The 25,194-nt window shown below is 69.4% G+C and carries 26 protein-coding genes and 1 pseudogene; 13 read left to right on the top strand and 14 right to left on the bottom strand.

Annotation, left to right across the window (positions count from 1 at the left end; genetic code table 11):
• Nucleotides 1–38: 38 nt before the first annotated feature.
• Nucleotides 39–1,820, top strand: a complete 1,782-nt coding sequence (locus ACIP67_RS16240; RefSeq protein WP_401692309.1) for a YibE/F family protein — start codon at nt 39–41, stop codon at nt 1,818–1,820.
• Nucleotides 1,821–1,935: 115 nt separating this feature from the next.
• Here the strand turns inward: ACIP67_RS16240 and ACIP67_RS16235 are convergent, their stop codons facing one another.
• The 4 genes from ACIP67_RS16235 to ACIP67_RS16220 form a co-directional block, all read right to left on the bottom strand.
• Nucleotides 1,936–2,382, bottom strand: a complete 447-nt coding sequence (locus ACIP67_RS16235; protein ID WP_401692307.1) for an SsgA family sporulation/cell division regulator — start codon at nt 2,380–2,382, stop codon at nt 1,936–1,938.
• 98 nt (nt 2,383–2,480) lie between these two features.
• Nucleotides 2,481–3,344: an IclR family transcriptional regulator gene (locus tag ACIP67_RS16230; protein ID WP_401692305.1), complete on the bottom strand. Its 864-nt coding sequence runs from the start codon at nt 3,342–3,344 to the stop codon at nt 2,481–2,483.
• Between the two features lie 197 nt (nt 3,345–3,541).
• On the bottom strand, nt 3,542–3,754 hold the full coding sequence (locus tag ACIP67_RS16225; protein WP_389518957.1) for a DUF5326 family protein: 213 nt from the start codon (nt 3,752–3,754) through the stop codon (nt 3,542–3,544).
• A gap of 185 nt (nt 3,755–3,939) precedes the next feature.
• A complete protein-coding gene (locus tag ACIP67_RS16220; RefSeq protein WP_401692303.1) occupies nt 3,940–4,257 on the bottom strand; it encodes a cupin domain-containing protein in 318 nt (105 codons plus the stop codon).
• Between the two features lie 48 nt (nt 4,258–4,305).
• On the opposite strand from ACIP67_RS16220, the gene ACIP67_RS16215 reads away from it, so the two are divergent.
• The 5 genes from ACIP67_RS16215 (at nt 4,306) to ACIP67_RS16195 (ending at nt 8,033) form a co-directional block, all read left to right on the top strand.
• On the top strand, nt 4,306–4,683 hold the full coding sequence (locus ACIP67_RS16215; protein ID WP_401692302.1) for a phage holin family protein: 378 nt from the start codon (nt 4,306–4,308) through the stop codon (nt 4,681–4,683).
• A gap of 6 nt (nt 4,684–4,689) precedes the next feature.
• On the top strand, nt 4,690–5,181 hold the full coding sequence (locus tag ACIP67_RS16210) for a low molecular weight protein-tyrosine-phosphatase (RefSeq protein ID WP_401692301.1): 492 nt from the start codon (nt 4,690–4,692) through the stop codon (nt 5,179–5,181).
• A complete protein-coding gene (locus ACIP67_RS16205; protein WP_401692299.1) occupies nt 5,178–6,329 on the top strand; it encodes a cystathionine gamma-lyase in 1,152 nt (383 codons plus the stop codon). Before ACIP67_RS16210 ends, ACIP67_RS16205 begins: the two co-directional genes overlap by 4 nt.
• A gap of 228 nt (nt 6,330–6,557) precedes the next feature.
• Nucleotides 6,558–7,463 carry a LysR family transcriptional regulator gene (locus ACIP67_RS16200; protein ID WP_401692298.1) on the top strand — a complete coding sequence of 302 codons (906 nt, stop codon included), beginning with the start codon at nt 6,558–6,560 and terminating at the stop codon, nt 7,461–7,463.
• A gap of 87 nt (nt 7,464–7,550) precedes the next feature.
• The gene (locus tag ACIP67_RS16195) at nt 7,551–8,033 is read left to right on the top strand and encodes an NUDIX domain-containing protein (protein WP_401692296.1); all 483 of its coding nucleotides are present in this window, start codon (nt 7,551–7,553) and stop codon (nt 8,031–8,033) included.
• 36 nt (nt 8,034–8,069) lie between these two features.
• Here the strand turns inward: ACIP67_RS16195 and ACIP67_RS16190 are convergent, their stop codons facing one another.
• Nucleotides 8,070–9,572 carry a globin domain-containing protein gene (locus tag ACIP67_RS16190; protein ID WP_401692295.1) on the bottom strand — a complete coding sequence of 501 codons (1,503 nt, stop codon included), beginning with the start codon at nt 9,570–9,572 and terminating at the stop codon, nt 8,070–8,072.
• Nucleotides 9,573–10,266: 694 nt separating this feature from the next.
• Between ACIP67_RS16190 and ACIP67_RS16185 the strand changes: the two genes are divergently transcribed.
• Nucleotides 10,267–11,133 (top strand): GNAT family N-acetyltransferase, encoded by an 867-nt coding sequence (locus ACIP67_RS16185; protein WP_401692294.1) that lies wholly within the window; start codon nt 10,267–10,269, stop codon nt 11,131–11,133.
• Nucleotides 11,134–11,216: 83 nt separating this feature from the next.
• Here the strand turns inward: ACIP67_RS16185 and ACIP67_RS16180 are convergent.
• Nucleotides 11,217–11,318, bottom strand: a pseudogene (locus tag ACIP67_RS16180) (heme-binding protein); the annotation flags it as partial.
• Between the two features lie 11 nt (nt 11,319–11,329).
• Complete coding sequence (locus ACIP67_RS16175) at nt 11,330–12,538, bottom strand: MFS transporter (RefSeq protein WP_401692293.1); 1,209 nt, start codon at nt 12,536–12,538, stop codon at nt 11,330–11,332.
• A 144-nt stretch (nt 12,539–12,682) separates the two neighbouring features.
• On the opposite strand from ACIP67_RS16175, the gene ACIP67_RS16170 reads away from it, so the two are divergent.
• Nucleotides 12,683–13,147 (top strand): MarR family winged helix-turn-helix transcriptional regulator, encoded by a 465-nt coding sequence (locus ACIP67_RS16170; RefSeq protein ID WP_401692292.1) that lies wholly within the window; start codon nt 12,683–12,685, stop codon nt 13,145–13,147.
• Nucleotides 13,148–13,160: 13 nt separating this feature from the next.
• Nucleotides 13,161–13,613: a GNAT family N-acetyltransferase gene (locus ACIP67_RS16165; RefSeq protein WP_401692290.1), complete on the top strand. Its 453-nt coding sequence runs from the start codon at nt 13,161–13,163 to the stop codon at nt 13,611–13,613.
• 118 nt (nt 13,614–13,731) lie between these two features.
• Here the strand turns inward: ACIP67_RS16165 and ACIP67_RS16160 are convergent, their stop codons facing one another.
• Nucleotides 13,732–15,117 carry a serine hydrolase domain-containing protein gene (locus ACIP67_RS16160; RefSeq protein ID WP_401692289.1) on the bottom strand — a complete coding sequence of 462 codons (1,386 nt, stop codon included), beginning with the start codon at nt 15,115–15,117 and terminating at the stop codon, nt 13,732–13,734.
• Nucleotides 15,118–15,174: 57 nt separating this feature from the next.
• Entirely contained in the window at nt 15,175–16,650 is a 1,476-nt protein-coding gene (gene dnaB, locus ACIP67_RS16155) for a replicative DNA helicase (protein WP_401692287.1), read from the bottom strand.
• Between the two features lie 469 nt (nt 16,651–17,119).
• Between dnaB and ACIP67_RS16150 the strand changes: the two genes are divergently transcribed.
• Nucleotides 17,120–18,457: an MATE family efflux transporter gene (locus ACIP67_RS16150; protein ID WP_401692285.1), complete on the top strand. Its 1,338-nt coding sequence runs from the start codon at nt 17,120–17,122 to the stop codon at nt 18,455–18,457.
• Nucleotides 18,458–18,723: 266 nt separating this feature from the next.
• Here ACIP67_RS16150 and rplI read toward each other — a convergent pair whose 3' ends face one another.
• The 4 genes from rplI to rpsF form a co-directional block, all read right to left on the bottom strand.
• On the bottom strand, nt 18,724–19,170 hold the full coding sequence (gene rplI / locus ACIP67_RS16145; RefSeq protein WP_389518981.1) for a 50S ribosomal protein L9: 447 nt from the start codon (nt 19,168–19,170) through the stop codon (nt 18,724–18,726).
• Between the two features lie 18 nt (nt 19,171–19,188).
• Nucleotides 19,189–19,425 carry a 30S ribosomal protein S18 gene (gene rpsR, locus ACIP67_RS16140; protein ID WP_003949403.1) on the bottom strand — a complete coding sequence of 79 codons (237 nt, stop codon included), beginning with the start codon at nt 19,423–19,425 and terminating at the stop codon, nt 19,189–19,191.
• A gap of 87 nt (nt 19,426–19,512) precedes the next feature.
• Nucleotides 19,513–20,091 (bottom strand): single-stranded DNA-binding protein, encoded by a 579-nt coding sequence (locus tag ACIP67_RS16135; RefSeq protein WP_401692284.1) that lies wholly within the window; start codon nt 20,089–20,091, stop codon nt 19,513–19,515.
• A gap of 79 nt (nt 20,092–20,170) precedes the next feature.
• On the bottom strand, nt 20,171–20,461 hold the full coding sequence (gene rpsF, locus ACIP67_RS16130; RefSeq protein WP_004950685.1) for a 30S ribosomal protein S6: 291 nt from the start codon (nt 20,459–20,461) through the stop codon (nt 20,171–20,173).
• Between the two features lie 285 nt (nt 20,462–20,746).
• Here rpsF and ACIP67_RS16125 point away from each other — a divergent pair, with 285 nt between their 5' ends.
• The 3 genes from ACIP67_RS16125 (at nt 20,747) to ACIP67_RS16115 (ending at nt 23,543) form a co-directional block, all read left to right on the top strand.
• Nucleotides 20,747–21,058 carry a hypothetical protein gene (locus ACIP67_RS16125; RefSeq protein WP_401692283.1) on the top strand — a complete coding sequence of 104 codons (312 nt, stop codon included), beginning with the start codon at nt 20,747–20,749 and terminating at the stop codon, nt 21,056–21,058.
• Between the two features lie 211 nt (nt 21,059–21,269).
• Nucleotides 21,270–22,391: a peptidoglycan bridge formation glycyltransferase FemX gene (gene femX, locus ACIP67_RS16120; RefSeq protein WP_401692282.1), complete on the top strand. Its 1,122-nt coding sequence runs from the start codon at nt 21,270–21,272 to the stop codon at nt 22,389–22,391.
• Between the two features lie 120 nt (nt 22,392–22,511).
• Complete coding sequence (locus tag ACIP67_RS16115) at nt 22,512–23,543, top strand: alanine racemase (RefSeq protein ID WP_389518985.1); 1,032 nt, start codon at nt 22,512–22,514, stop codon at nt 23,541–23,543.
• Between the two features lie 83 nt (nt 23,544–23,626).
• Here the strand turns inward: ACIP67_RS16115 and ACIP67_RS16110 are convergent, their stop codons facing one another.
• Complete coding sequence (locus ACIP67_RS16110; RefSeq protein WP_401692281.1) at nt 23,627–25,126, bottom strand: glycosyltransferase family 87 protein; 1,500 nt, start codon at nt 25,124–25,126, stop codon at nt 23,627–23,629.
• Nucleotides 25,127–25,194 lie beyond the last annotated feature (68 nt).

The raw sequence follows: 25,194 nt of genomic DNA, 5'->3' as shown, positions 1-25,194 counted from the left end.
GAACAGGGGGCCCCTGTCGTTCTTGCGATGATCGGTCGGTGACCACGACACACCACCCCCCGTACCCACCACCCGAACCGCCTCGCGGACCGGGTGCCGGAAACGGTCCTGATCCCGGTCCGGGTCCAGGGCCGCGTCCCGGGCCACGTCCTCACCCAGCTTCAGGTCCGGGCACCGGTCACGGTCCTGGGACCGTTCCTGGCTCCGGTCCTGAGGCCAGTTCCCATGCCCAGGGCGGACGCGCTCCGAAGTCCGGGTACGGAGACGGCCACCCCGGCTTCGGTGGCGGGCACGGACCGGTCGGTCCCCCCGACAGCGGACACGGGCCGGGCAGCTCCCACAACGGCGGGCACGGCCATGGGCATGGCCCGGGTGACAAACTCGGCGGTGGACACGGCGGCGGTCCGGGCGGCGGGCATGGCCCGGGTCCTGGCGGCGGAGGGTACGGCCCGGGCTCCGGCGGAGGGCACGGGCACTCGCACAGCCACGGTCCGGCCGCCCCTGTCTCCCAGCATCTGCGCAAGGTCATCGCGGCCGTTCTCATCCCGTTCGCCGTGGCCGTGCTCGCCGGCCTGGTCGTGCTGTGGCCCGGCGGTGCTCCGCCGCACGAGCGCACCGGGGTGGGTTTCGACCGGCAGACGCAGCATGCGACGGTCACCAAGGTCGTGAGCGTGAGCTGCTCGTCGGTGAACGCCTCGGGCGCCACCGCGACCGGCGACACCTCGACGGCCGAGGGTTCCTCCGCGGAGCAGCAGGAGAACGGCACCTGCAAGCGGGCGACGATCCGGGTGGACACCGGTGACGACAAGGGCCGTACGTTCACGGAGATCGTGCAGCCGGACCAGTCACGGCAGTTGCACGAGGGCCAGCAGGTCGTGGTCGCCTACGAGCCCTCCGCGCCGAAGGACCTGCAGTACTCGGTCACCGACGTGAACCGCCGTGTTCCGTTGGCGGTGCTCGCCGCCATCTTCGCGGTCGCCGTCGTCCTCGTCGGGCGGCTGCGGGGCGTGATGGCGCTGGTGGCGCTGGCCATCAGTTTCCTGATCCTGAACTTCTTCATCCTGCCCGCGATCCTGCAGGGCTCGAACCCGCTGGTCGTGGCGGTCGTAGGGGCGAGCGCGATCATGCTGATCGCGCTCTACCTGTGTCACGGACTCTCGGCCCGCACCTCGGTCGCGGTGCTCGGGACACTCGTCTCGCTGCTGCTGATCGGTTTCCTGGGCTCGTGGTTCATCGACTGGGCCGCCCTGACCGGCAACACGGACGACAACACCGGTCTGATCCACGGGCTGTATCCGTCGATCGACATGAGCGGTCTGCTGCTCGCCGGCATCATCATCGGTTCGCTCGGCGTCCTGGACGATGTGACGGTCACCCAGACGTCGGCGGTCTGGGAACTGCACGAGGCCAACCCCTCGATGGGCTGGCGCGGTCTGTACCGGGCCGCCATCCGGATCGGCCGTGACCACATCGCGTCGGTGGTCAACACGCTCGTCCTCGCCTACGCCGGTGCCGCGCTGCCTCTGCTGCTGCTCTTCTCGATCGCCCAGAGCAGCGTCGGCACGGTCGCCAACAGCGAACTGGTCGCCGAGGAGATCGTGCGCACGCTGGTGGGCTCGATCGGTCTGGTCGCGTCGGTGCCGGTGACCACGGTCCTCGCGGCCCTGGTGGTGTCGGCCGACCGCCCCGGGCCCGGGGCGGCCACCGAGGCGGCCCCAGGGGCGGCACCGGAAGTGGCGGCGGATCCGGCGGCGGTCGGTGCGACGGGCGCCGCTCCGCAGATCCCCCGGGGCGGCAGGGGGAGACGGCGCAAGCGCTGACGCGGCCAGCGGTCCGGGCCGGCAGCGGCGACCGGCTCGGACCACCCAGAAGAAGCGTTACTGCAATGACTCGGCCCCTGCTGAAGCGTTACGCCAGCGCTTCAGTGCGCACCGCTCAGCCGGCGCTCTGCTCCTCCGCCAGGATCCGGTCCAGCGCCTCGTCCAGATGGGCGTCGAAATCGGCCAACGCACCCTCCTGGCCCAGCGGCACCAGCTTGTCCGTGCGATCGAGGAAGGCAACGAGCGGAGCTGCCGAGGAACGGAAAACTGCCTGATCGCCACCGACCTGAAGCCGGATCAGGATCTCGCTCAGGGAATCCGGGTCGACCGGCGAGACCCGTACATCCCCCTCGCCGCACGGTCTGCCCACCCCGTCGATGAGCAGCTCCCGCCCGAACGCCCATGTCACCGGGGCATCACCGGGAAGGTGGAAAGTGAGCCGGACGGCGTAAGGATCACAGGTGGCGTAGCCCAGCTCCACAGGGATGCGGAACGAGAGCTCCTCCGAGACGAGAAAGCTCATCATGACCTCTGCCTGGACTGCTTGCACGGACTCTCGCATCGCCTTACCCCGTCGTGGCCGTCGGTTGGCTGGGATTGAACCCCTGACTGTCAGGGCATCTTGCTGAAAGTGCACGACAGATCACAAGGAGTGAGTTTTCAGATACTGATAGAGATCGCAAGCGATCCCAGCATCCGTCCGACCTCGTCCTGCAACTGCCGAGCCGCCGCCGACAGCCGGTCCGCCTGGTGGGCGGGCAGGGAGATCGCCATCGTGGCCGCGGTCGTGCCCACGGTGATCGGGATCGCGGCGCAGACCGTGCCCAGCGCGTACTCCTGCCGTTCGACGACCGTCTCCATCCGGCGCACACGGGCCAGTCGCCGCATCAGGACGTGGTCGTCGCGGACCGTGTAAGGGGTGATGGACTGCACCGGGTAGCGGTCCAGGTGGTCGCGGCGGGAGTCCTCGTCGAGCTGGGAGAGCAGGCACTGGCCGATAGCGTGTGCATGACCGGTCTCACGGAAGTCGGCCCATTCCTCGACAGCCGGGTTGCCCGGGGTGTCGGACACGCACATGACCTCGATCTCGCCGTCGCGGTACACGGCGTAGTACACCGGAACACCGATCGCATCACGCCAGTGGGCGAGGGTGTCGACGACCGTGCTGCGACGTTTCTGCGCCGCCCCGCTGCTACTCAGACGCACGGCTGACTCCCCGAGGAAGAACAGCCCCTTGTCGCGGCGCAGATAGCCCTCGTGCACGAGGGTGCGCAGCAGGTGGTACGCCGTGGGGAGCGCGAGGCCGGTCTCGCGGGCCAGCTGCTTGGCCGGAGCCCCGCAGGCGTGTTCGGCGACGGTCTCCAGCAGGCGCATCGCGCGCTGCACGGAACCGATGAGCGTGGCTGCGGGATGCGGCTGCTCGGGAACGCGGCCGTTCGGCGGACGCTGGTGCGGGGGCGCGGTGGAGCACGGCCGGGTGGGGGACGCGAGCGGATTCGGCGATGCGGTGTCAACCGTGGCCAAGGGTCACTCCCGGAGCGCGAGAGGGCGGACCGTGCGGGAAACACGGGAGGGGGGATACACCGCTCGCGGGGTCGTCCCCCGCGTCGGGCTCCGGACTTTAACCCTCCGCCACCGCTCGCGGACGGGACGTGCGGGAAACTTCCCCCGGCCGAGGGAACCGGCGAGCGCCGTTACCGGTCACCCGTCTCCCGCACCGCTCACCAGTCGCCGCGCGAGCTGGAACTCGACGTGAACTTCCTGACGACGTAGATGAGTCCGCCGACCAGCGCCACGAAGACCAGCAGCTTGAAGAGCAGACCGATCACGAAGCCGACGACGCTCGCTATCAGGCCGCCGAACACGACCAGGGCGATGACCGGCACCGCCACCCACTTCACCCACCACGGCAGTCCTGCGAAGATCTCTTGCATCTCCCTCGTCCTCATTCTCGTCCGGGCCGGGGTCCGGCTCCTGTGACGGGCCGGATCCTTATCGATGTCCTGCCGTCGATGCTAGGTCCGAAGGGTGTGCCGGCGGGGGCCTCGCACCCCTTGTCCTCCCCTGACCGGTCCCCTAGGGAACCCCGAGCCGCGCATCGGCTCACGGGCGGAGACGTTCACCCCTCGGGGGGCGAGAACACGACCAGGACGCGCAGGTCCTCGCTGATGTGGTGGAACTTGTGGGCGACCCCGGCCGGCACGTACACGACGCTGCCACGGGCGACCTGGGTGGTCTCCAGACCGACGGTCAGCGAGGCCCGGCCGCTGACGACGAAGTACACCTCGTCCTGGTGGTGCGGGTTCTGTGGATCGTGTTCCCCGGCATCGAGCGCGTAGAGCCCCACCGACATGTTCCGCTCCCGCAGGAACTGCAGGTAGGCGCCGTCGTTGGCGGCTCGCTCCGCCTCCAGTTCGTCCAGCCGGAATGCCTTCATCGCCCTCGCCCACGCTCGCAGCCGATCTCTTCTGCCACGATCAGACACATGAAGAATTTCGTAGTCAAGACGATCGCCAACGCGGGTGCCCTGGCGGTCGCCCTCTGGCTGCTCGACAAGATCACCCTGACCGGTGACAACACCGGCAAGAAGATCGGCACCCTGATACTGGTGGCGCTGCTCTTCGGACTCGTCAACTCCCTGGTCAAGCCGGTCGTGAAGGTGCTCACCTTCCCGCTCTTCATCCTCACGCTCGGTCTGATCACGCTGGTCGTCAACGCTCTGATGCTGCTGCTCACCTCGTGGCTGGCGGAGCAGCTCGACCTGAGTTTCCACGTCGAGGGATTCTGGACCGCGGTCCTCGGCGGCCTGATCATCTCCATCGTCTCCTGGGCGCTCGATGTCGTCCTTCCCGACAAGGACTGAGCCGCGATGACCTACCGCGTCTGTTTCGTCTGCACCGGCAACATCTGCCGCTCCCCGATGGCCGAGTCGGTCTTCCGCGCGCGTGTGGCGGACGCCGGCCTCGACGAGGTGGTCGAGGTCGACAGCGCCGGTACGGGCCACTGGCACGAGGGGGAGGGCGCCGACCCGCGCGCCCTGTCCGTCCTGGAGGAGAACGGCTACGCCCTAACCCACACGGCGCGGGTGTTCGAGCGCTCCTGGTTCGCCCGCCTCGATCTGGTGATCGCCCTGGACGCCGGCCACCTCAGGGACCTGCGCCGTCTCGCACCGACCGACGAGGACGCCCGCAAGGTGCGCCTGCTGCGGGCTTACGACCCCGCCGCGGGCGACGATCTCGACGTCCCCGACCCGTACTACGGGAGCCGGGACGGCTTCGAGGAGTGCCTGGAGATGGTGGAGCGGGCGAGCGACGGCCTGCTCGCCTCGGTCCGCAAGGACGTGGAAGGACGTGTGGCATGAACGATTCCGCCGAGGACGGCGTCCGCCCCGCGGGGGAGGGCACCCGCGCGGTGCGGGCGGGCCTGCCCGAGCCGGTGAAGTACGAGCCGACCCTGCCAGGTCCTGTCTTCGCCGCCCATTTCCATCTGCCGGGTGAGCCCACCGGCCCGTACACCTACGGCCGTGACGAGAACCCGACCTGGACGTATCTGGAGCGCGCCATCGGCGAGCTGGAGGCACCGGGACGGGACGGCGTCGAGACGCTCGTGTTCGCCTCCGGCATGGCCGCGATCTCGGCGGTGTTGTTCTCCGTGCTGCGCGCCGGGGACGCCGTGGTGCTGCCGAGCGACGGGTACCAGGCGCTGTCCCTGGTCGGCGCCCAGCTGGAGGCGTACGGCATCGAGGTGCGCACCGCCCCGACCGGTGGCGACGCCCAGCTCGGCGTCCTCGACGGCGCCAGGCTCCTGTGGATCGAGTCGCCGTCCAACCCCGGGCTCGACGTGTGCGACATCCGGCGGCTCGTCGAGGCGGCACGCGCGCGTGGCGCCCTGGTGGCCGTCGACAACACGCTCGCGACGCCGCTCGGGCAGCGTCCGCTGGAGCTCGGCGCGGACTTCTCCGTGGCCAGCGGCACCAAGCAGCTCACCGGACACGGCGACGTCCTCCTCGGGTACGTCACCGGGCACGCCGGGCAGCCGATGACGGCCGTACGGCGCTGGCGCAAGATCGTCGGAGCGATTCCGGGGCCCATGGAGGCCTGGCTCGCGCACCGGTCGATCGCGACGCTGCAGTTGCGTGTGGACCGGCAGAACACCAGTGCCCTGGCCGTCGCCGAGGCGCTGCGGGGGCGGCCCGAGGTGACCGGACTGCGGTATCCGGGGCTGGCCGGCGATCCGTCCCACCCGGTGGCGTCGCGGCAGATGCGGCGCTACGGGTGCGTGGTCTCCTTCACGCTTCCCACCCGCGCGCGTGCCGAGCGCTTTCTGGAGGCGCTGCGGCTGGTGGACGACGCCACGAGCTTCGGGGGCGTGCGGTCGACGGCCGAGCGGCGCGGGCGCTGGGGCGGGGACGCGGTACCGGAGGGCTTCATCCGGCTCTCGGTCGGCGCCGAGGATCCCGAGGACCTGGTGGCGGATGTGCTGCGAGCGCTGGAGGAGTCGGCGCGGTGAGGGGTGCCCCGAGGCCGCGGCGGTGTCCCGCTACGTACATCGGACGGTCCGAGCCTCCCCCCTCGTGGCTCGGACCGTCCACGGTTCTGCGCGCGAAGAACCGCGCGAACAAGGCTAATTGACTCTGTGTCAGTGTCCAATCACAGTAGCGACAGAGACCTATCGACTTATTTATAGTTGGGCCCTGCCTCAGGGCCGGACGACGGGCAAAGGAAGGGAACTCATGCCATGGATCTGGCCTTGCTGCGCACCTTCGTGACCGTGCACCGGGCCGGCTCCTTCACCCGCGCCGCCGCCCTGCTGGGCCTGTCCCAGCCTGCCGTGACCTCCCAGATCCGCACATTGGAACGACAGCTGGGACGCCCTCTGTTCCTGCGGCAAGCCCGTGGCGTGACGCCGACGACCATCGGGGACGAACTCGCCCACAAGGCCGCTCCGCATCTCGACGCCCTGGTCGAGATCGCCGAGACCGGTCTCGACGACGAGTCCTCCGTCCGCACGCTCCATCTCGCCGGGCCTCCCGAGTTCACCGCGAAGCGAGCGCTTCCCGCGCTCACCGAGCTGACCGGCGACGACGGGCAGGGGTTCGAGCTGCGCGCCTCCTTCGGGACCGCCGAGGAGGTCCTGGAGGGGCTGGCCTCGGGACACCACGACCTCGCCATCGGCACACTCCGGCCGCGCGGTGCCCTCCTCACGGCCACCCCGCTGTGCGACGAGGAGTACGTCCTCGTCGCCGCTCCGGGCCGGGCCGAGGACATCGGCGCCCAGAACCTGCGCCGCACGGGCGCCTCCGCCCTGGAGAATCTCCCCGTGGTCGAGGTCCACGAGTCGCTGCCCTTCGTCTCCCGCTACTGGGCCTCCGTCTTCGACTCGCGCCCCGCCGCCTCGGGCACCGTCATCGTCCCCGACCTGCGCGCGGTCCTCGCGTGCGCCATCGCGGGCGCAGGCCTGGCAGTGCTGCCCCGCTACCTCTGCGCGGAAGCGCTGGACCGGGAAGACGTCGTCGCGCTGCATGAGCCCGCGGTGCCGCCGCTGCGAACGTACGTCCTGGTGGTGCGGACCGGCACGCTGGCGATGCCGCACATCGCTCGGGCCCATGACTGGCTGCTCAGGGCGGCGGCCGACTGGTGCTGAGCGGATGGGCAGGAACCACACGATCCGAACTCATCCGGTGACGTTTCGTGATGTTTCACGTGGAACCAGCCGGGCCACATTTCTCCCATGACCGTCCGACCCGTGGTCAAGCGCACCGCCCGCGCCGTTCTGCTGGACGGTGACGATTTGATCCTGATCAAGCGCACCAAACCCGGTATCGATCCCTACTGGGTCACGCCCGGGGGCGGGGTCGAGCCGGAGGACACGACCGTCGTCGACGCCCTGCACCGCGAGGTGTACGAGGAGCTCGGCGCCAAGATCACCGATGTGGTGCCGTGCTTCGTCGACACCGTCGAGCACATCGGCGCGGACGGGGGCGCGACCGGAGTGAAGGTCCAGCACTTCTTCGTCTGCCGTCTGGAATCCATGGACCCGGCCCTGCGGCACGGCCCCGAGGTCGACGAGCCCCTCGGCGAGTACGAGATCGTGCGCGTGCCGTTCACCCGGGTCGGCATCGCCTCCGTGCATCTCGTTCCGCTGTCGCTGCGGCACTACCTCGACGGCAATATCGAGGGCGTACGCGCGATGCACGCGCCCGATCTGGGGTAACCGCGGCCGGCCTGCGGTGTCGCCTGGTCCGCCGGGTCACTGCCCGGCCGTGACGAGCTCCTCGACCGAGTCGTGCCGTATGCGGTCCACCGGGATGCCGACGCCGCGCAGGGCGTCCACTCCTTTGCGGATCATGCCGGGTGGGCCGGAGACGTAGGCGTCGTACTCGGTCCAGGGGCCGAAGGTCCGTATGGCGGCGGGGAGCTGGAGCAGGCCGTTCCGGTCGATCACGGTGCGCACCTCCAGCCAGGGGTAGGACTGCTTGAGCCTGAGCATCGTGTCGATGTCGTAGAGGTCGTGATTGCTGCGGGCGCCGTAGAAGACCTCTACTGGGCGGCGGGCGCCGTGTTCGGCGACGTCCTCGACCAAGGCCTTGATGGGGGCTATGCCGGTGCCACCGCCCACACAGAGCAGTCCGCTGTCCCGGGTGTGGTCGACGGTCATCGATCCGGCCGGCGGACCCAGCCGGACGACGTCTCCGGGTCGGGCGCGGTGGACCAGCGCGTTGGACACCCAGCCCGCCGGAACCGCCTTCACATGGAACGTCAGCAGCCCGTCGGAGCGGGGCGCCGAAGCGAAGGAGTAATGCCTCCAGATCCGTGGCCACCACGGTGTCTCCAGGCCGGCGTACTGCCCGGCACGGAAGGGGTAGGGCTGATCGGGTCGCAGGGTGAGGACGGCGACGTCCGGGGTTCTCAGGTCGCGGGAGACGACCTCCGCGTGCCACCAGGCCGGGGCGCGCAGCTCGTCGGCGGCCGCTGCGTCGATCATGATCTGGGAGATCGTCGTGTAGGCCCGCACCCAGGCCGCTTCCGTCTCTCCGTCCCAGACGGATGCGGCGTACTTGCTCAGTGCCCCGATGAGGCACTCGCCGACGGCCGGATAGTGCTCGGGGCGGGTTCCGTACTTGCGGTGGCCTCGGCCGAGGTTCTGCAGGTAGTTCACCAGGACCGGGGTGTTGTCGATGTGCTCGACGGCGGTGAGCAGGGCTGTGAGCAACCGGTCTCGCTGGGCGTCCATGGCGGGCGGGAAGAGAGGGCGCAGATCGGGATGGCGGACGAAGAGCAGCGCGTAGAAGTACGAGGTGACCTTGTCGGCGACGGGGGCCACCTCGTCCATGGTGCGGCGGATCAGGATGGCGTCCGGGGAGGCGTTCCCGGCGGGCGCGGACCGCTGGGTGGGGACGCGGGGTCCTTCGGTGGTCGCGGGCGGGACGTGCCCTCGATGCTCGACAGCCCGCTCGGGCCGGACGCCGGCGACTGCCTCGGGTGGCGCAGGATGCGCGGGTGGGCGGGAATCCGCCGGTCGGCGGTCTTGGCCGGGTATGCGGGTGCCCGGCTCGGCGGGTTCGCTCTGGAGTGCCTCGTCCGCCGCCGCCGCGGTACCCCTGCCCATGGGGCGGAGCCCGGCCAGACGGTGGCTCTCGGAGGGTGTCTGCTCGCTGTCGGCAGCCGACGCCGGCTGTTTGCGCGGCGTGAACCAGCCGTCCCCGCCGCCGGACGTGCCGTTGTCGGCCGACCTGGTGGTCGGAGCGTCCATGGTGTGCCTCGCCTCGAACATCTCTAGGTCGGTCTACGCACTTGCACGATGGAAGGTGCCTGTTTCCCCCGCAGACGGCCGACTGTTCCGTTCCGTCCTGCGACCGAGATCGCCGCGGTCCTCCCGTGTCCCGGCCGCACACGGTCGTGAAGGTGAGTGCGACATGGGCCGCAGTCTCCTCACCGCAGCATCCCACCCCGCACGGACCCCTCGCCCGCACAACCGAGATGGCGGGTCTTCGATCTCTCCGTCCCCTCGGGCTTTATTGCCCCGTTCCCGGCTCGTGCGGAAGGGGTGTACCGCATCTCGCACCACACCTTCGGACACGAACCGGAGTCGACCATACCGGGCGCGGCCGCGCACACAAGTCCCCCCTTCCCTCCCTTCGAAGGTGGCCGGGGAACGAACCGTCAATTCCTTCAATTACCGGGCACCGGAGGCCTATTCATAGGCATTCCATAGATCTTTCCCTGCGCGGGGCGTCACGGTCCGGGCCGTTGAATGCCGCCTGTCGACCGCCCTGCGAACGGTCACTCCACAAGCTCGTTCCTGTCCGAGATCCGTGGAGCGGCGTTTCACGTGAAACGCCTGCTGACCCTCCGTGCTGGGAGCGGGTCACGACATGGCCAAAAGCATGGCTTTCGCCGACGAAAGAGGTGGACGCCGAGGGCACCGGTCGGACAGCCTGACCTGCGTGTCGACACCTCTTCCCCCCTCTCTTCCCGTCCGCCGCCTGACGCACCGCGACCTCACCGCCTGCGCCGACTTGTCCGAGGACCGGGGGTGGCCGCGCGAGGAGCACAAGTGGGGCCTCCTCCTCAGCGCCGGAAAGGGGTACGGCGTCGACGCCCCCGGCGGAGGCCTCCTCAGTGCCTGCGTCGTCACCGAGTACGGTCCGCACGGACGTCCTGCTCTCGGCGCCATCGGCATGGTGCTGGTCGCCGAGCGGTACGCCCGTCAGGGCGTCGGACGACGCCTGATGCGGCACGTCGTCTCCGAGATGGGCTCCACCCCGCTGACCCTGCACGCCACCTCGAACGGCATTCCTCTCTACGAGGAGCTGGGGTTCAAAGCCACCGGACGTGTCGAGATGGTGCTCGGGCACTTCACACCCGAGGGTGAGGAGTCCGGTGTCCTCACCCGTGCGGCCACGGCCGAAGACCTCACCACCATCCTCCGGCTCGACGAGGAGGTGTTCGGCGCCGACCGCACTCTCGTGATCGCGCGGCTGCCCGCCTTCACCGACCAGATGCGGGTCGCCGAGGACAACGGCCGGATCATCGGCTACGCGGCCGCCTGGCCCAATATGGACACTCATGTGGTGGGGCCGCTCATCGCGCGGGACACGAAGACGGCCATGGCACTCGTCACCTCGCTCGCCGCTCGCACGGACCGGCCCCTGCGCACGGACATCGATGTGCGGCACACGGATCTGCTGGCCTGGCTGAAGGAGCGGGGTCTGCGGTCCGTCGCCTTCAACACCGTCATGATCTACGGGACCACGGAGTTGCCGGGTGACTGGAGCCGACGGTTCGCGCCGCTGACGGTGGCGGCCGGATAGCACCCGCGCACATGGAGAACGCCGGCTTCCCATCGCTGCGGGAACCGGCGTTCTCCGTGTGGGCTCTGCGCGGAACGGGGCCGTCAAACGAGGGCCTCCACGGCATCAGCGGCAGAGCCGTGATCCTGCTCGGGTGCGCCGCCACCGACCCCGATCGCGCCGACGAGTCGGCCGTCACGGTGGACCACCGGGCGATTCAGTGGTGGACGGCGATCGGCCGCTCAGCGGGGGCGGAACCCGTGACGACGGCGCTCGGGACGCTGTCCCGGCGCTCCAGCGCGGCCGAGACGACGGCGAGGAGCAGGGCGGCCGTGGCGAGGACGGCACCGACCCAGTTGGGGGCGGTGTAGCCCAGACCGGCGGTGATGACCAGGCCGCCCAGCCAGGCGGACAGGGCGTTGCCCAGGTTGAAGGCGCCGATGTTGACAGCCGAGGCGAGTGTCGGAGCGCCGTGCGCCTGGTCGAGGACCCGCTTCTGCAGCGGCGGGACGGTCGCGAAGCCCAGGGCGCCGATCAGGGCGATCGTGACGGCCGCGAGGGCCTGGTGATGGGCGGTGAGGGTGAAGAGGGCCAGGACGACCGCCAGGGCGCCCAGGGACACGTACAGCAGAGGCATCAGGGCGCGGTCGGCGTACCTGCCGCCGACGAGGTTGCCGCCGACCATGCCGAGGCCGAAGAGAACCAGCAGCCAAGTGACGGAACTGTCGGAAAAACCGGCCACGTGGGTCATCATCGGCGCGATGTACGTGATGGCCGCGAAGACCCCACCGAACCCCAGGACGGTCATCGCCATGGCGAGCAGGACCTGGGCGTTCTTGAACGCGGCCAGTTCGTGGCGCAGGTGCACGCCCTCGGGCCGGGGCATCTCGGGGACCAGCTTGGCGATGCCGAGGAGGCCGATCACGCCAAGGGCGGCGACGATGCCGAAGGTGACGCGCCAACCGACGCTCTGTCCGACGAGGGTGCCCAGCGGGACGCCTACGACGTTGGCGACGGTGAGGCCGGTGAACATCATGGCGATGGCGCCGGCCTTCCTGTCCGGCGCGACCAGGTCGGCCGCGACGACGGAGCCGATGCCGAAGAAGGCGCCGTGTGCGAGGGAGGCGACGATACGGCCGATCAGCATGACGGAGAAGGACGGGGCGACGGCGGACAGCAGGTTGCCGACGACGAACAGCCCCATGAGGACCATCAGCATCCGCTTGCGGGACGTCTTGGTGCCGAGAACGGTCATCAGCGGGGCGCCGAACATGACACCGAGCGCGTAGCCGGTCACGAGGAAGCCCGCCGTGGGGATGGAGACCCCGAAGTCGCCCGCGACCTCGGGCAGCAAGCCCATGATCACGAACTCGGTGGTGCCGATGCCGAAGGCCCCGATCGCGAGGGCCAGGAGCGCGAGAGGCATGGTGGGGTACACCCTCCAGAAGATTGCGGGTGCGCTTTTCGTGCGCCCACAATAGTTGCAGACGCGGGATACGCGCAACTGACGACAATTGCGAGGGTGCCCTATCCTGGGAGTCGGCCGCTCCGGGACGGAGGAAGAGGACCCATGACTGCGACGGACCCCGCGCTCACCGCCCTCGCCCAGGGCTGGTGCGCCCTCTCCCTGCTGCACGGGAGGATCGAGGCCCACATCGAACGCGCGCTGCAGGCCCGGCACGATCTGAGCGTGCGCGAGTACTCCCTGCTCGACGTGCTCAGCCGCCAGCACGACCGGGACGGCGGCCACCTGCAGATGAAGCAGGTCGCCGACGCGGTGGTCCTGAGCCAGAGCGCCACCACCCGGCTGGTCTCCCGGCTCGAGGACAGGGGGCTGCTCGAGCGCTATCTGTGCCCCACCGACCGTCGTGGCATCTACACCAATGTCACCGAGGCCGGCCTGAAGCTGCTCGGGGAGGCCCGCCCGACCAACGACGCGGCACTGCGTGATGCCCTCGACGCAGCGGCGAAGAACCCGGAGCTGGCTCCGCTGGTGCGGGTCGTGGAATCACTGAAGGCTCCCGCCGCCCTCTAACTAGGGTGCGGCCATGGGCAATCTTGAGATGCGCGCCGTCGTCGCCGAGGACGTCCCCGCGATCGTCGGCATGCTCGCGGACGACCCGCTGGGCGCACTGAGGGAGTCTCCGGACGACCTCGCGCCGTATCTGGCCGCTTACGAACGACTCAGCGCCGACCCGAACCAGCGTCTGGTCGTCGCCGTCCGCGACGGACGTGTCATGGGCACCCTCCAGCTCACGATCGTGCCCGGCCTGTCCCGGCGCGGGGCGACCAGGTCGATCATCGAAGGCGTGCGCGTCCACGCCGACGAGTGGGGCAGCGGCCTCGGCACGCGTCTCATCGAATGGGCCATCGAGGAATCCCGGCGCGCGCAATGCCAGTTGGTGCAGTTGACCTCCGACAACACGCGCACCGACGCCCACCGCTTCTACGAGAGGCTGGGGTTCCAGGCCTCGCACATGGGGTTCAAACTTCAGCTCTGACAGGCCTTCCGGTGGCGGCCCGCCGCTCCGAAGGGAGCGCGGCTCTGTTTCACGTGGAACAGAGCCGCGGATCCTCAGTCCCGGAGGGGCGCGGAGCCGCAGAGCCCGCCAGTGGCGGCTAGCCGATTCCTCGCCAGCCGTCCGGGTCCACGCCGCCGGGCACATCGGCCCGGTCGTCGTAGGGCCGGCGCGTGAAGACGAAGGACCCGAGGTCCAGATGGTCCACCAGGCCGTCCGGGCGCCGCACGGCCCGAAGGGCCTCCCCGGCGAAGTACCCTTCCAGCCCCTTCCAGGTCCCCTCCCCGTCCTGACGGAACCGTGAGCGCCGTCCCCCGCCCGTGAGCGGCCCCAGGGAGAGGAGCCCGTCGGCCGTGAGGCGCAGGGCGAAGGGCGTGGTACCCCAGTACCACTGGCCCGCCAGCTCGAGGACGGAAGGATCGACCTCCCGCATCGGCCGCCAGGGCTCGGGCATCCGCGGCTCGGCCTCGGCCACGATGCGTACGAGATCCGAGGCGACCGAGGACACCGCCGGGCCGGAGGTGCAGTTGGTGAGCACCACCGCGGCGACGTCGTCCGCCACGCTCAGCACGAGGCTCGCCAGGAATCCCGGCACCGATCCCGAGTGGCCGACGAGAAGCCGCCCGTCCTGGTTCTCGATCCGCAGCCCCAGCCCGTAGCCGCTGCCGTCCACTTGGTCCGTGAGCTCGGCCGGCGCCGCGGGCGTCCGCATCTCCCGAAGGCTCTCCGCGCTCAGGACCCGGTCGTCCCCGCGGGCCAGGAAAGCGGCGAAGCGCGCCAGATCGCCGGTCGTCGACCAGAGTTGGCCGGCCGCGGCCATCCGCCCGAAGTCCTCCAGCGGTTCGGGCAGCATCGCATCGGCCCACGGGTGCACCGCCCAGCCACCCGCATGCGGATGCCCTGGCCGAATGCCGGTACGGCTCAGGCCCAGGGGTTCGAGCACTTCCCGCCGCAGCACCTCGTGCCAGGGCGCTGTGCGGATCTCCTCGACGAGGGCGCCCAGCAGGCCGTAGCCGGGATTGGAGTAGTGGAACCGGCGACCCGCCGGATGCAGGAGAGGCTGATCGACGAGGATGTCGGCGAGTTCCGGACGCAGCGTGCCCGGCGTCCGTTCCCACCACGGCCCGGACGTCTCGGCCGCCAGTCCCCCGGTATGGGCGAGGAGTTGCGCGATGGTGGCCTCCCCCGCACCGGTACCCGGCAGGTGTTTCTCCAGCGGATCCTCCAGGTCGAGCGCTCCCTCGTCACGCAGCCGCAGCACGAGAACGGCCGTGAAGGTCTTGGTGATCGATCCGATCCGGTACTGCACGGTCTCGTCGGGTCCGTGTCCGTCGATCGAGGTCCGAGCCCCGTGCCAGACCGCCCGCCCGTCCCGTACGACGGCGGCGACGAGCGACGGCGTCCGCCCCTCGGCCTGGGCCACGGCGATGCGGTGCGCCAGCGCACGCCGGGTGCCGGGGAGCAGCTCCTCCTGAAATGTGGTCATGCCCCCAGTGCACCCGGACGGGACGCGGACGTCGAGTTCATTTCGTCCCCGGCCCGATCAGGTCTGCGCCATGTCCACGAAGCGCGAGTAGTGGCCCTGGAACGCCACGGTGATCGTGGCCGTCGGGCCGTTACGGTGCTTGCCCACGATGATGTCCGCCTCGCCCGCACGCGGCGACTCCTTCTCGTAGGCGTCCTCGCGGTGCAGCAGGATCACCATGTCGGCGTCCTGCTCGATGGAGCCGGACTCACGCAGGTCGGACACCATCGGCTTCTTGTCGGTGCGCTGCTCGGGGCCTCGGTTGAGCTGCGAGAGTGCGATCACGGGCACTTCCAGCTCCTTGGCCAGGAGCTTGAGGTTCCGGGACATGTCCGAGACCTCCTGCTGACGGCTCTCGGAGCGCTTGGCGCCGCCGGCCTGCATCAGCTGCAGATAGTCAATGATCACGAGCTTGATGTCGTTGCGCTGCTTGAGCCGACGGCACTTCGCCCGGATCTCCATCATCGACAGGTTGGGGGAGTCGTCGATGTAGAGCGGCGCGGACGACACCTCGGGCATCCGGCGGGCCAGCCGGGTCCAGTCCTCGTCCGTCATGGTGCCGGAGCGCATGTGGTGCAGGGCGACGCGGGCCTCGGCGGACAGCAGACGCATCGCGATCTCGTTGCGGCCCATTTCGAGGGAGAAGATGACGCTCGGCAGGTTGTGCTTGATCGACGCGGCCCGGGCGAAGTCCAGGGCGAGCGTGGACTTACCCATGGCGGGACGGGCCGCGATGACGATCATCTGACCGGGGTGCAGGCCGTTGGTGAGGGAGTCGAGGTCCGTGAAGCCCGTGGGAACACCGGTCATCTCACCGCTGCGTGAGCCGATCGCCTCGATCTCGTCGAGGGCGCCCTCCATGATGTCGCCGAGCGGAAGGTAGTCCTCGCTGGTGCGCTGTTCGGTGACGGCGTAGATCTCCGCCTGGGCCCGGTTGACGATCTCGTCGACGTCGTCGTCGCCCGCGTATCCCATCTGGGTGATGCGGGTCCCGGCCTCGACCAGGCGGCGCAGGACCGCGCGCTCGTGCACGATCTCCGCGTAGTACTCGGCGTTCGCCGCCGTCGGCACCGTCTGGACGAGGGTGTGCAGATACGATGCGCCGCCGACCTTGTTGATCTCGCCGCGTTTGGTGAGTTCGGCGGCGATGGTGATGGGGTCGGCCGGCTCGCCCTTCGCATAGACGTCGAGGATCGCCTGGAAGATCGTTTCGTGGGCCGGCTTGTAGAAGTCGTGGCCCTTGAGGATCTCGACGACGTCGGCGATGGCCTCCTTGGACAGGAGCATGCCGCCCAGAACGGACTGCTCGGCGTCGAGGTCCTGCGGGGGTACCCGCTCGAAGGCCGCGCCACCGTCCCATTCGCCGCTGTCCCGACCGCGGTCGTGCTGCTCGTCCCGGCCTCGGCCGCCGTCACCGCGCCGTCTGGCGGGGGGCAGACGATCACTGGGACCGCTGTCGGCCCACGGATCGTCCAAGGGCTCGGAAATGCTCACCGAGCCACCTCCTCCCGTCCGCGGTGCGGACCTCGCCGTGCCTCTCATTCCTACGGCACGGCACTGACAACTGAGAGGCCCAACTCCGGTTTCTGCGAGGGTTCTGCGGGTCGGATTTGCGAGTTTTCACAGCCGACGAGCGGAGCGGGCGCCGGACAACCGTAGGCCCGCGGGCACCGTCAGCCAATCTGGTTATCCACAGCCCCTGTGGATGACGACCCAGATGCTGTGGAGAACTTCGCCAAACCTGTGCACGACCCGGTGGACAGCGCTGTGAACAAGCCCTCTACCAGCCCCACACGACTTTCCTGACCTGCGCTTTTACCGTCCACCGGCTGTGCAGAAGAAAAACTTGCCCAGTCGGCGCAAGATCGCTTCGAACGGTGCCCGAAAGGACACGCGCCGAGACGGTCCGTAAGGGACACTACTGTCTTGCGTCTCTTACCTGTGGACATTTAGATTGGTGCCCATGACATCGGCTCCCGCGACGCCCCGGACCACCCTGCGCCGGCACGATCGAGAAATCGTCGCACTGGCCGTACCCGTCTTCGGCGCACTCGTCGCAGAGCCCCTCTTCGTCATGGCCGACAGCGCCATCGTGGGCCACCTCGGCACCGCGCAGCTCGCCGGTCTGGGAATCGCCTCCGCGCTTCTGACCACGGCCGTCAGCGTCTTCGTCTTCCTCGCCTACGCCACCACCGCCGGCGTCGCCCGCCGCGTCGGCGCCGGCGACCTCCCTGCCGCCATCCGCCAGGGCATGGACGGCATCTGGCTGGCTCTGCTGCTCGGTGCCGCCGTGATCGCGGCCGTGCTGCCCACGGCACCGGCGCTCGTGGAGCTCTTCGGCGCCTCCGACACGGCCGCCCCCTACGCCACCACCTATCTGCGCATCTCGGCCCTGGGCATACCGGCCATGCTCGTCGTCCTCGCCGCGACCGGTGTCCTGCGCGGCCTCCAGAACACAAGGACACCCCTGTACGTCGCCGTAGCGGGCTTCGTCGCGAACGCCGCCCTGAACGTGGGCCTGGTGTACGGCGCCGGCCTTGGTATCGCAGGCTCCGCCTGGGGCACCGTCATCGCCCAGTGCGGCATGGCCGCGGCCTACCTCGCGGTCGTCATCCGCGGTGCACGACGCCACGGCGCCTCGCTACGACCCGACGCCGCCGGCATACGAACCTCTGCCCAGGCCGGCGTCCCGCTGCTTGTCCGTACCCTGTCCCTGCGGGCCGTCCTGATGATTGCCACCGCAGTCGCCGCACGTCTGGGAGATGCCGACATCGCGGCGCACCAGATCATCATCTCCCTGTGGAGCCTGCTCGCCTTCGCCCTCGACGCCATCGCCATTGCCGGACAGGCCATCATCGGACGCTTTCTCGGCGCGGGCGACGCCCAGGGCGCCCGGGCCGCATGCCGCCGCATGGTGGAGTGGGGCATCGCCGTGGGTGTCGTGCTCGGCCTGCTGGTGATCGCCAGCAGGCCACTGTTCCTGCCCCTGTTCACAGGGGATCAGATCGTCAAGGACGCAGCGTTCCCCGCTCTCCTGGTGGTGGCGCTGTCCCAGCCGATCTGCGGGATCGTCTTCGTCCTGGACGGTGTGCTGATGGGCGCGGGCGACGGCTCCTATCTCGCCTGGGCGATGGTCCTCACCCTGGCCGTCTTCGCCCCGGTGGCCCTTCTGATACCGGTTCTCGGCGGTGGCCTTACCGCCTTGTGGGCGGCGATGACGCTGATGATGGCGGTCCGGATGCTGACACTCTGGCTGCGCGCCCGCTCCGGGCGCTGGGTGGTCGTCGGCGCGACGCGCTGAACAATCCCCCTGAACTCGCTGGACAATCCCCCATCATCGGGTGTTTCACGTGAAACGCCCGATGAGAATGCCCAGCGCGGTACACGAAGAACCGCACCACGCGCGGTACACCAGGAACCGACCGCCGCCGAGGCAGGAAGGCATTACGCCGGAGGCGGGGCGCCGCCGCACCCGCACAGGGCCGCGCACGCCGAAGGGGCCGCACCCTTGCGGATGCGGCCCCTTCCCAGCTGTTCAGCCGAGGCTGTTCAAGCCGAGTGCGGCGATCAGGCCGCGACGACCTCGATGTTGACCTTGGCGGCAACCTCGGGGTGCAGACGCACGGACGTCTCGTGGGCGCCCAGGGTCTTGATCGGCGCACCGAGCTCGATGCGGCGCTTGTCGACGTCGGGACCACCGGCGGCCTTGATCGCCGAAGCGACGTCGGCCGGGGTGACGGAACCGAAGAGACGACCGGCGTCGCCGGAGCGGACGGCCAGACGGACCTTCACGCCCTCGAGCTGGGCCTTGACCTGGTTGGCCTGCTCGATGGTCTGGATCTCGTGGATCTTGCGAGCGCGACGGATCTGCTCGACGTCCTTCTCGCCGCCCTTGGTCCAGCGGATCGCGAAGTTCCGCGGGATCAGGTAGTTGCGAGCGTAACCGTCCTTGACGTCGACGACGTCGCCCGCGGCACCGAGGCCGGAGACCTCGTGGGTGAGGATGATCTTCATGTGTCGGTCACCCTTCCCTTAGCGCGCGGTGGAGGTGTAGGGCAGCAGCGCCATCTCACGGCTGTTCTTGACGGCCGTGGCGACGTCACGCTGGTGCTGCGTGCAGTTGCCGGTCACGCGACGGGCACGGATCTTGCCGCGGTCGGAAATGAACTTCCGCAGCATGTTCGTGTCCTTGTAGTCCACGTACGTGACCTTGTCCTTGCAGAAAGCGCAGACCTTCTTCTTCGGCTTGCGCACAGGCGGCTTCGCCATGGTGTTTCTCCTGTGTGATCAAGAAGTTGGGATACGACCCGCCTTCGACCTGAGCCCGGCCGGTCCGCCGACCTGGGGCTCGCGGGCTCAGAAGGGGGGTTCGTCCGAGTAGCCGCCACCGCTGCCGCCGGAGTTTCCACCCCAGCCGCCACCGCCGCCCTGGCCGCCACCGGCAGGAGCGCCGGTCGCCCACGGGTCGTCGGCGGGAGCGCCGCCGCCCTGCTGGCCACCACCGGGGCCGCCGCCCCAGCCGCCGCCCTGCTGGCCGCCACCGCCGCTGTAACCGCCCTGGCCACCGCGACCGCTGGTCTTGGTGACCTTGGCCGTGGCGTTGCGCAGGCTGGGGCCGACTTCCTCGACGTCCAGCTCGAAGACCGTGCGCTTGACGCCCTCGCGGTCCTCGTAGGACCGCTGCTTCAGCCGGCCCTGCACGACTACGCGCATGCCTCGCTGGAGCGACTCGGCGACGTTCTCCGCCGCCTGACGCCAGACCGAGCAGGTGAGGAAGAGGCTCTCGCCGTCCTTCCACTCGTTCGTCTGGCGGTCGAAGGTGCGGGGAGTGGACGCGACACGGAACTTCGCGACCGCCGCACCGGAGGGGGTGAAGCGCAGCTCGGGGTCGTCGACAAGATTGCCGATGACCGTGATGACGGTCTCGCCTGCCATGGGGAACCTCTCGGCGGGTTTGCTGCTGCTGGCTGCTTGTGCTGCTACTCGAATCCCGAGATCAGCTGAGCGGAAGAGCTCAGTGGGTCTCGGGACGGAGGACCTTGGTCCGGAGGACCGACTCGTTCAGGTTCATCTGGCGGTCGAGCTCCTTGACGACCGCAGGCTCGGCCTGCAGGTCGATGACCGAGTAGATGCCCTCGGGCTTCTTCTTGATCTCGTACGCGAGACGACGACGGCCCCAGGTGTCGACCTTCTCCACCTTTCCGTTGCCCTCACGGACGACGGAGAGGAAGTTCTCGATCAGCGGGGAGACAGCGCGCTCCTCGAGATCGGGGTCGAGGATGACCATCACCTCGTAGTGACGCATGTGGAACCCACCTCCTTTGGACTCAGCGGCCACGGTCGTTCCGTGGCAGGAGGGTTGTGATGCGTACGCAACGGTATCGGCCGCCACTGACAATCGGGGTCGGCTTGCGACGTCCCCGATCTGAGCTGGGCGGGCCCCTGGCTGTGCCTGGGCAGACACCGGTGCAGACGCTACAGACTACCTGCACACCGGCTTCCGGTTGAAATCCGGCCGGGGTGACCGCCAATCTGTACACGTCGGGTGTGTATGGCGCTACGATGCGCCGTTTTCCGCAGGAGGTGCCCCATGGCACAGGCATTGCGACCCAACACCGCCGGATCCCTCTTCGCCACCGACGACCGGCCCCACCCCGTCCAGGACGCCCTGACAGTGGTGACCCTGGTGCTCGGGGTGGCCTCGTTCGTCACGGCAATGTTCGACCACCTTCATCTGATCAGCTCGTGGACCGGTCTGGTGGGGATCTTCACCGGCGCCTACGGACAGTGGATCTCCGAGACCACCCGTGAGCGCTTCGGTCTGATCCTGGGCCTCGGTGCCTCCGGCATCGGCTTCTTCCTCGGCATGGCGCACGGCGGCCTCTTCGGCGGACTGTGGTGACCTGACCGGCGCCGGCCGCGCCGGCGGACAACCGTCCTTGATCACGGCGCGCAGGAGCACTGCGCGCCGTGCCGACCGCCCCGACCGCCCGTGGGGCCGGGGCGAAGCTGCCGTACGCCCAAACCGGCCGCCCGCACGGCGCAGTAGGCTTCGGCGCGAGAGCCGGAGCCCCTGTACCCATGGGGACACACCAGCCCGAGGAGCGCCCCGAATGAGCCTGACCCTGAGGACGATCAGCCGCGAGCAGCATCTGGCGTACATCCAGAGCCTGCCGTCGGCGAGCCACATGCAGGTTCCGGCCTGGGCCGACGTCAAGGCCGAGTGGCGCTCCGAGAGCCTCGGCTGGTTCGACGACAGGACCGGAGAGCTCGTCGGGGCCGGTCTGGTGCTCTACCGCCAGCTGCCGAAGATCAAGCGCTACCTCGCCTATCTGCCCGAGGGTCCGGTCATCAACTGGTACGCGCCCAATCTGACCGAGTGGCTGGAACCCATGCTCGCCCACCTCAAGCAGCAGGGCGCCTTCTCCGTGAAGATGGGCCCGCCGGTGATCATCCGGCGCTGGGAGGCCACCTCCATCAAGGCGGGCATCCAGAACCCGGACGTGAAGCGGCTGCGTGACATCGAGGCCGACTTCATCGAGCCGCGCGCCTTCGAGGTGGCCGACAAGCTGCGCCGGATGGGCTGGCAGCAGGGCGAGGACGGCGGCGCCGGCTTCGGCGACGTCCAGCCCCGCTACGTCTACCAGGTGCCGCTGGCGAACCGTTCCCTTGAAGAGGTCCACAAGAACTTCAACCAGCTGTGGCGCCGCAACATCAAGAAGGCGGAGAAGGCCGGCGTCGAGGTCGTCCAGGGCGGCTACCACGACCTGGAGGAATGGCAGCGGCTGTACGAGATCACGGCCGTGCGCGACCACTTCCGGCCCCGCCCGCTGTCATACTTCCAGCGCATGTGGACGGCCCTCAACACCGAGGACCCCAACCGCATGCGGCTGTACTTCGCGCGCCACAACGGCGTGAACCTGTCGGCGGCCACGATGCTGATCGTCGGCGGGCACGTGTGGTACTCCTACGGCGCCTCCGACAACATCGGCCGCGAGTTCCGGCCCTCGAACGCCATGCAGTGGCGGATGCTGCGCGATGCCTACGCGCTCGGCGCGACCGTCTACGACCTGCGCGGCATCTCCGACTCGCTGGACGAGTCGGACCACCTGTTCGGCCTGATCCAGTTCAAGGTCGGCACGGGCGGGCAGGCCGCCGAGTACCTCGGCGAGTGGGACTTCCCGCTGAACAAGCTGCTCCACAAGGCGCTCGACCTCTACATGTCGCGCCGCTGAGCACGCGTCCTCCCCGCAGACGGCTCCGACGGCTCCGATCACTTCCACGGCGTCCGTCGGGTCCCACAGCTTCCCCACCTCTGACACACCGCAGCCACGAGAAAGGTTTTAGGTCCGGCCATGGCGCTCACCCTCTACGTCGACACCGCGCGCTGGCGGGCGCACCACAAGCACGTGCAGGAGCAGTTCCCGGGGCTCGTCCCGGTCTGCAAGGGCAACGGCTACGGCTTCGGGCACGAGCGGCTGGCGGAGGAGGCCACCCGGCTGGGCTCGGACATCCTCGCCGTCGGCACGACGTACGAGGCCGCGCGCATCAAGGACTTCTTCGGCGGTGACCTGCTGGTGCTGACGCCGTACCGACGCGGCGAGGAGCCCGTGCCGCTGCCCGACCGGGTCGTGCGCTCGGTGTCGTCGATCGACGGCGTCTACGGGCTCGTGGGCGCCCGCGTGGTGATCGAGGTGATGTCCTCGATGAAGCGGCACGGCATCAGCGAGCAGGACCTGCCCCAGCTGCACTCCGCCATCGAGAACGTCCGGCTGGAGGGCTTCGCCATCCATCTGCCCCTGGACCGCACCGACGGCTCCGACGCCGTCGAGGAGGTCATCGGCTGGATGGACCGGCTGCGTGCGGCCCGGCTGCCGTTGCACACCATGTTCGTCAGCCACCTCAAGGCCGAGGAACTCGCCCGGCTGCAGCAGCAGTTCCCCCAGACGCGCTTCCGCGCCCGGATCGGCACGCGGCTGTGGCTGGGGGACCACGAGGCCACCGAGTACCGGGGGGCTGTCCTGGACGTCACGCGCGTCGCCAAGGGCGACCGTTTCGGCTACCGCCAGCAGAAGGCGGCCTCGGACGGCTTCCTGGTGGTCGTGGCGGGCGGTACGTCGCACGGGGTGGGCCTGGAGGCTCCGAAGGCCCTGCACGGGGTCATGCCGCGGGCCAAGGGCGTCGCCCGAGCCGGCCTCGCGACGGTGAACCGGAACCTCTCGCCGTTCGTCTGGGGCGGCAAGCAGCGCTGGTTCGCCGAGCCGCCGCACATGCAGGTGTCCATCCTCTTCGTCCCGGCGGACGCCCCGGAACCGACGGTCGGCGACGAGCTGGTGGCGCATCTCCGGCACACCACCACGCAGTTCGACCGGATCATGGACCGCTGAGCCCCTGAGCAACGAGAAAGGCCGTACCCGGGGGTCCCGGGTACGGCCTTTCGCATGGCCGGGGGTGGCGGCACCCTGTTCGCTCAGGGCGAACCGTCGGCCGTGCTCCCCTTGCCCCACTCCACCTGCGGCCCGTCGAAGTGCGCCGCGTGCCGGTGCGCCCGGGCCGCCGCGCCCAAGGCGAAGACGTCGTCCGCGCCGTCCAGCACACCGCCCGAGGGATCGTCGTCCCCGGCCTGCCGCACCACGTCCCGCTCGGGCATCAGGATGTCCCGCACCACCACGCCGCACAGATACAGCGTCCCCAGCAGGTGGACGCCGATGGCCCAGTGGTAACCGTCGGTGGGCAGGCCCTTGTGTGCCTCTCCGCTGGTCGTGTACGCGAGGTACATCCAGATCCCCAGGAAGTACGCCACCTCGCAGGCCTGCCAGATGAGGAAGTCCCGCCACTTCGGCCGGGCCAGTGCCGCCAGCGGCACCAGCCACAGGACGTACTGCGGCGAGTAGACCTTGTTGGTGAGGATGAACGCAGCCACCATCAGGAACACGAGCTGGGCGAAGCGGGGGCGGCGCGGAGCGGTGAGCGCGAGTCCGGCGATGCCCAGGGCGCACACCAGGACCAGGAGCGTCGCCAGGGTGTTGACGCTGTCCGTGGTGAGCGGGTCGCTGGAGTTCTGGGCGAGGATCAGCCAGAACGAGCCGAAGTCCACCCCCCTCTCCTGGCTGAACGTGTAGAACTTCGACCATCCCTCAAAGGCGAAGAGCATGACCGGCAGGTTCACCACCAGCCAGGCGACGATCGCGCCCCCCAGGGCGCTGCCGAACTGCCGCCACTTCCCGGCCCGCCAGCACAGCACGAACAGGGGGCCGAGGAGGAAGACGGGATAGAGCTTGGCGGCCGTGGCGAGCCCCAGCAGGACACCGAAAGCCAGTGCCCGGCCCCGCGACCACATCAGCATCGCCGCGGCCGTCAGGGCGACGGCCAGCAGGTCCCAGTTGATGGTGGCGGTCAGCGCGAAGGCGGGCGCCAAGGCGACCAGCAGGCCGTCCCAGGGCCGCCGGCCGTGCGTACGGGCCACGCAGACGGCGATGACGGCCGCGCACGCCATCAGCATCCCGGCGTTGACCATCCAGTACCACTGTTCCTGGTCCTGGATGCTGCCGCTGCCCGGGGTCAGCCAGCCGGCCACCTCCATGAACACTCCGGTGAGCACGGGGTACTCGAGGTACTCCATGTCGCCGGTGAGCTTGTCGAAGTACGGCACCAGCCCATCGGCGAACCCGCGTCCCTGGTAGAGATGCGGAATGTCCGAGTAGCAGGCGTGGGTGTACTGGGAGCTGGCACCGAAGAACCACGCACCGTTGTAGCAGGGCGCCTTCTGGACCATTCCTAGGGCGAACATCCCGATCGCCACGAGCGCGACGACCCGCACGGGGGTCAGCCATGACGTCCCGGTCAAGGCTCGCCACCCCAGGGGGCCGCCGATCAGCTCGCTGCCGGCCGCAGCGATCTCGTCGTCCCTGGTCGGCCGTACCGGGTCCGGCTCGTGCACGCGCGCTGGCGTCGATTCTGCACTGGGCATGCGCCACATCCTGCCGTACGGACCTAGGAAAAGGCCGAGGGCCGCCCCACCTGGTGCGGTGGGACGGC

Source organism: Streptomyces sp. NPDC088812 (assembly GCF_044750285.1).
Classification (GTDB): Bacteria; Actinomycetota; Actinomycetes; order Streptomycetales; family Streptomycetaceae; genus Streptomyces.
This window is presented reverse-complemented; position numbering and strand designations above follow the sequence as displayed.

Bases quoted from the DNA above. Each gene is read 5' to 3' on its own strand.
- ACIP67_RS16160 (WP_401692289.1), bottom strand. From the start codon at position 15,117: ATGACCACATTTCAGGAGGAGCTGCTCCCCGGCACCCGGCGTGCGCTG.
- ACIP67_RS16135 (WP_401692284.1), bottom strand. From the start codon at position 20,091: ATGGCAGGCGAGACCGTCATCACGGTCATCGGCAATCTTGTCGACGAC.
- rpsR (WP_003949403.1), bottom strand. From the start codon at position 19,425: ATGGCGAAGCCGCCTGTGCGCAAGCCGAAGAAGAAGGTCTGCGCTTTC.
- femX (WP_401692282.1), top strand. From the start codon at position 21,270: ATGAGCCTGACCCTGAGGACGATCAGCCGCGAGCAGCATCTGGCGTAC.
- ACIP67_RS16235 (WP_401692307.1), bottom strand. From the start codon at position 2,382: ATGCGAGAGTCCGTGCAAGCAGTCCAGGCAGAGGTCATGATGAGCTTT.
- ACIP67_RS16150 (WP_401692285.1), top strand. From the start codon at position 17,120: ATGACATCGGCTCCCGCGACGCCCCGGACCACCCTGCGCCGGCACGAT.
- ACIP67_RS16215 (WP_401692302.1), top strand. From the start codon at position 4,306: ATGAAGAATTTCGTAGTCAAGACGATCGCCAACGCGGGTGCCCTGGCG.
- ACIP67_RS16175 (WP_401692293.1), bottom strand. From the start codon at position 12,538: ATGCCTCTCGCGCTCCTGGCCCTCGCGATCGGGGCCTTCGGCATCGGC.
- ACIP67_RS16225 (WP_389518957.1), bottom strand. From the start codon at position 3,754: ATGCAAGAGATCTTCGCAGGACTGCCGTGGTGGGTGAAGTGGGTGGCG.
- rpsF (WP_004950685.1), bottom strand. From the start codon at position 20,461: ATGCGTCACTACGAGGTGATGGTCATCCTCGACCCCGATCTCGAGGAG.
- ACIP67_RS16115 (WP_389518985.1), top strand. From the start codon at position 22,512: ATGGCGCTCACCCTCTACGTCGACACCGCGCGCTGGCGGGCGCACCAC.
- ACIP67_RS16195 (WP_401692296.1), top strand. From the start codon at position 7,551: ATGACCGTCCGACCCGTGGTCAAGCGCACCGCCCGCGCCGTTCTGCTG.
- ACIP67_RS16200 (WP_401692298.1), top strand. From the start codon at position 6,558: ATGGATCTGGCCTTGCTGCGCACCTTCGTGACCGTGCACCGGGCCGGC.
- ACIP67_RS16210 (WP_401692301.1), top strand. From the start codon at position 4,690: ATGACCTACCGCGTCTGTTTCGTCTGCACCGGCAACATCTGCCGCTCC.
- rplI (WP_389518981.1), bottom strand. From the start codon at position 19,170: ATGAAGATCATCCTCACCCACGAGGTCTCCGGCCTCGGTGCCGCGGGC.
- ACIP67_RS16205 (WP_401692299.1), top strand. From the start codon at position 5,178: ATGAACGATTCCGCCGAGGACGGCGTCCGCCCCGCGGGGGAGGGCACC.
- ACIP67_RS16110 (WP_401692281.1), bottom strand. From the start codon at position 25,126: ATGCCCAGTGCAGAATCGACGCCAGCGCGCGTGCACGAGCCGGACCCG.
- ACIP67_RS16125 (WP_401692283.1), top strand. From the start codon at position 20,747: ATGGCACAGGCATTGCGACCCAACACCGCCGGATCCCTCTTCGCCACC.
- ACIP67_RS16170 (WP_401692292.1), top strand. From the start codon at position 12,683: ATGACTGCGACGGACCCCGCGCTCACCGCCCTCGCCCAGGGCTGGTGC.
- ACIP67_RS16190 (WP_401692295.1), bottom strand. From the start codon at position 9,572: ATGGACGCTCCGACCACCAGGTCGGCCGACAACGGCACGTCCGGCGGC.
- ACIP67_RS16220 (WP_401692303.1), bottom strand. From the start codon at position 4,257: ATGAAGGCATTCCGGCTGGACGAACTGGAGGCGGAGCGAGCCGCCAAC.
- ACIP67_RS16165 (WP_401692290.1), top strand. From the start codon at position 13,161: ATGGGCAATCTTGAGATGCGCGCCGTCGTCGCCGAGGACGTCCCCGCG.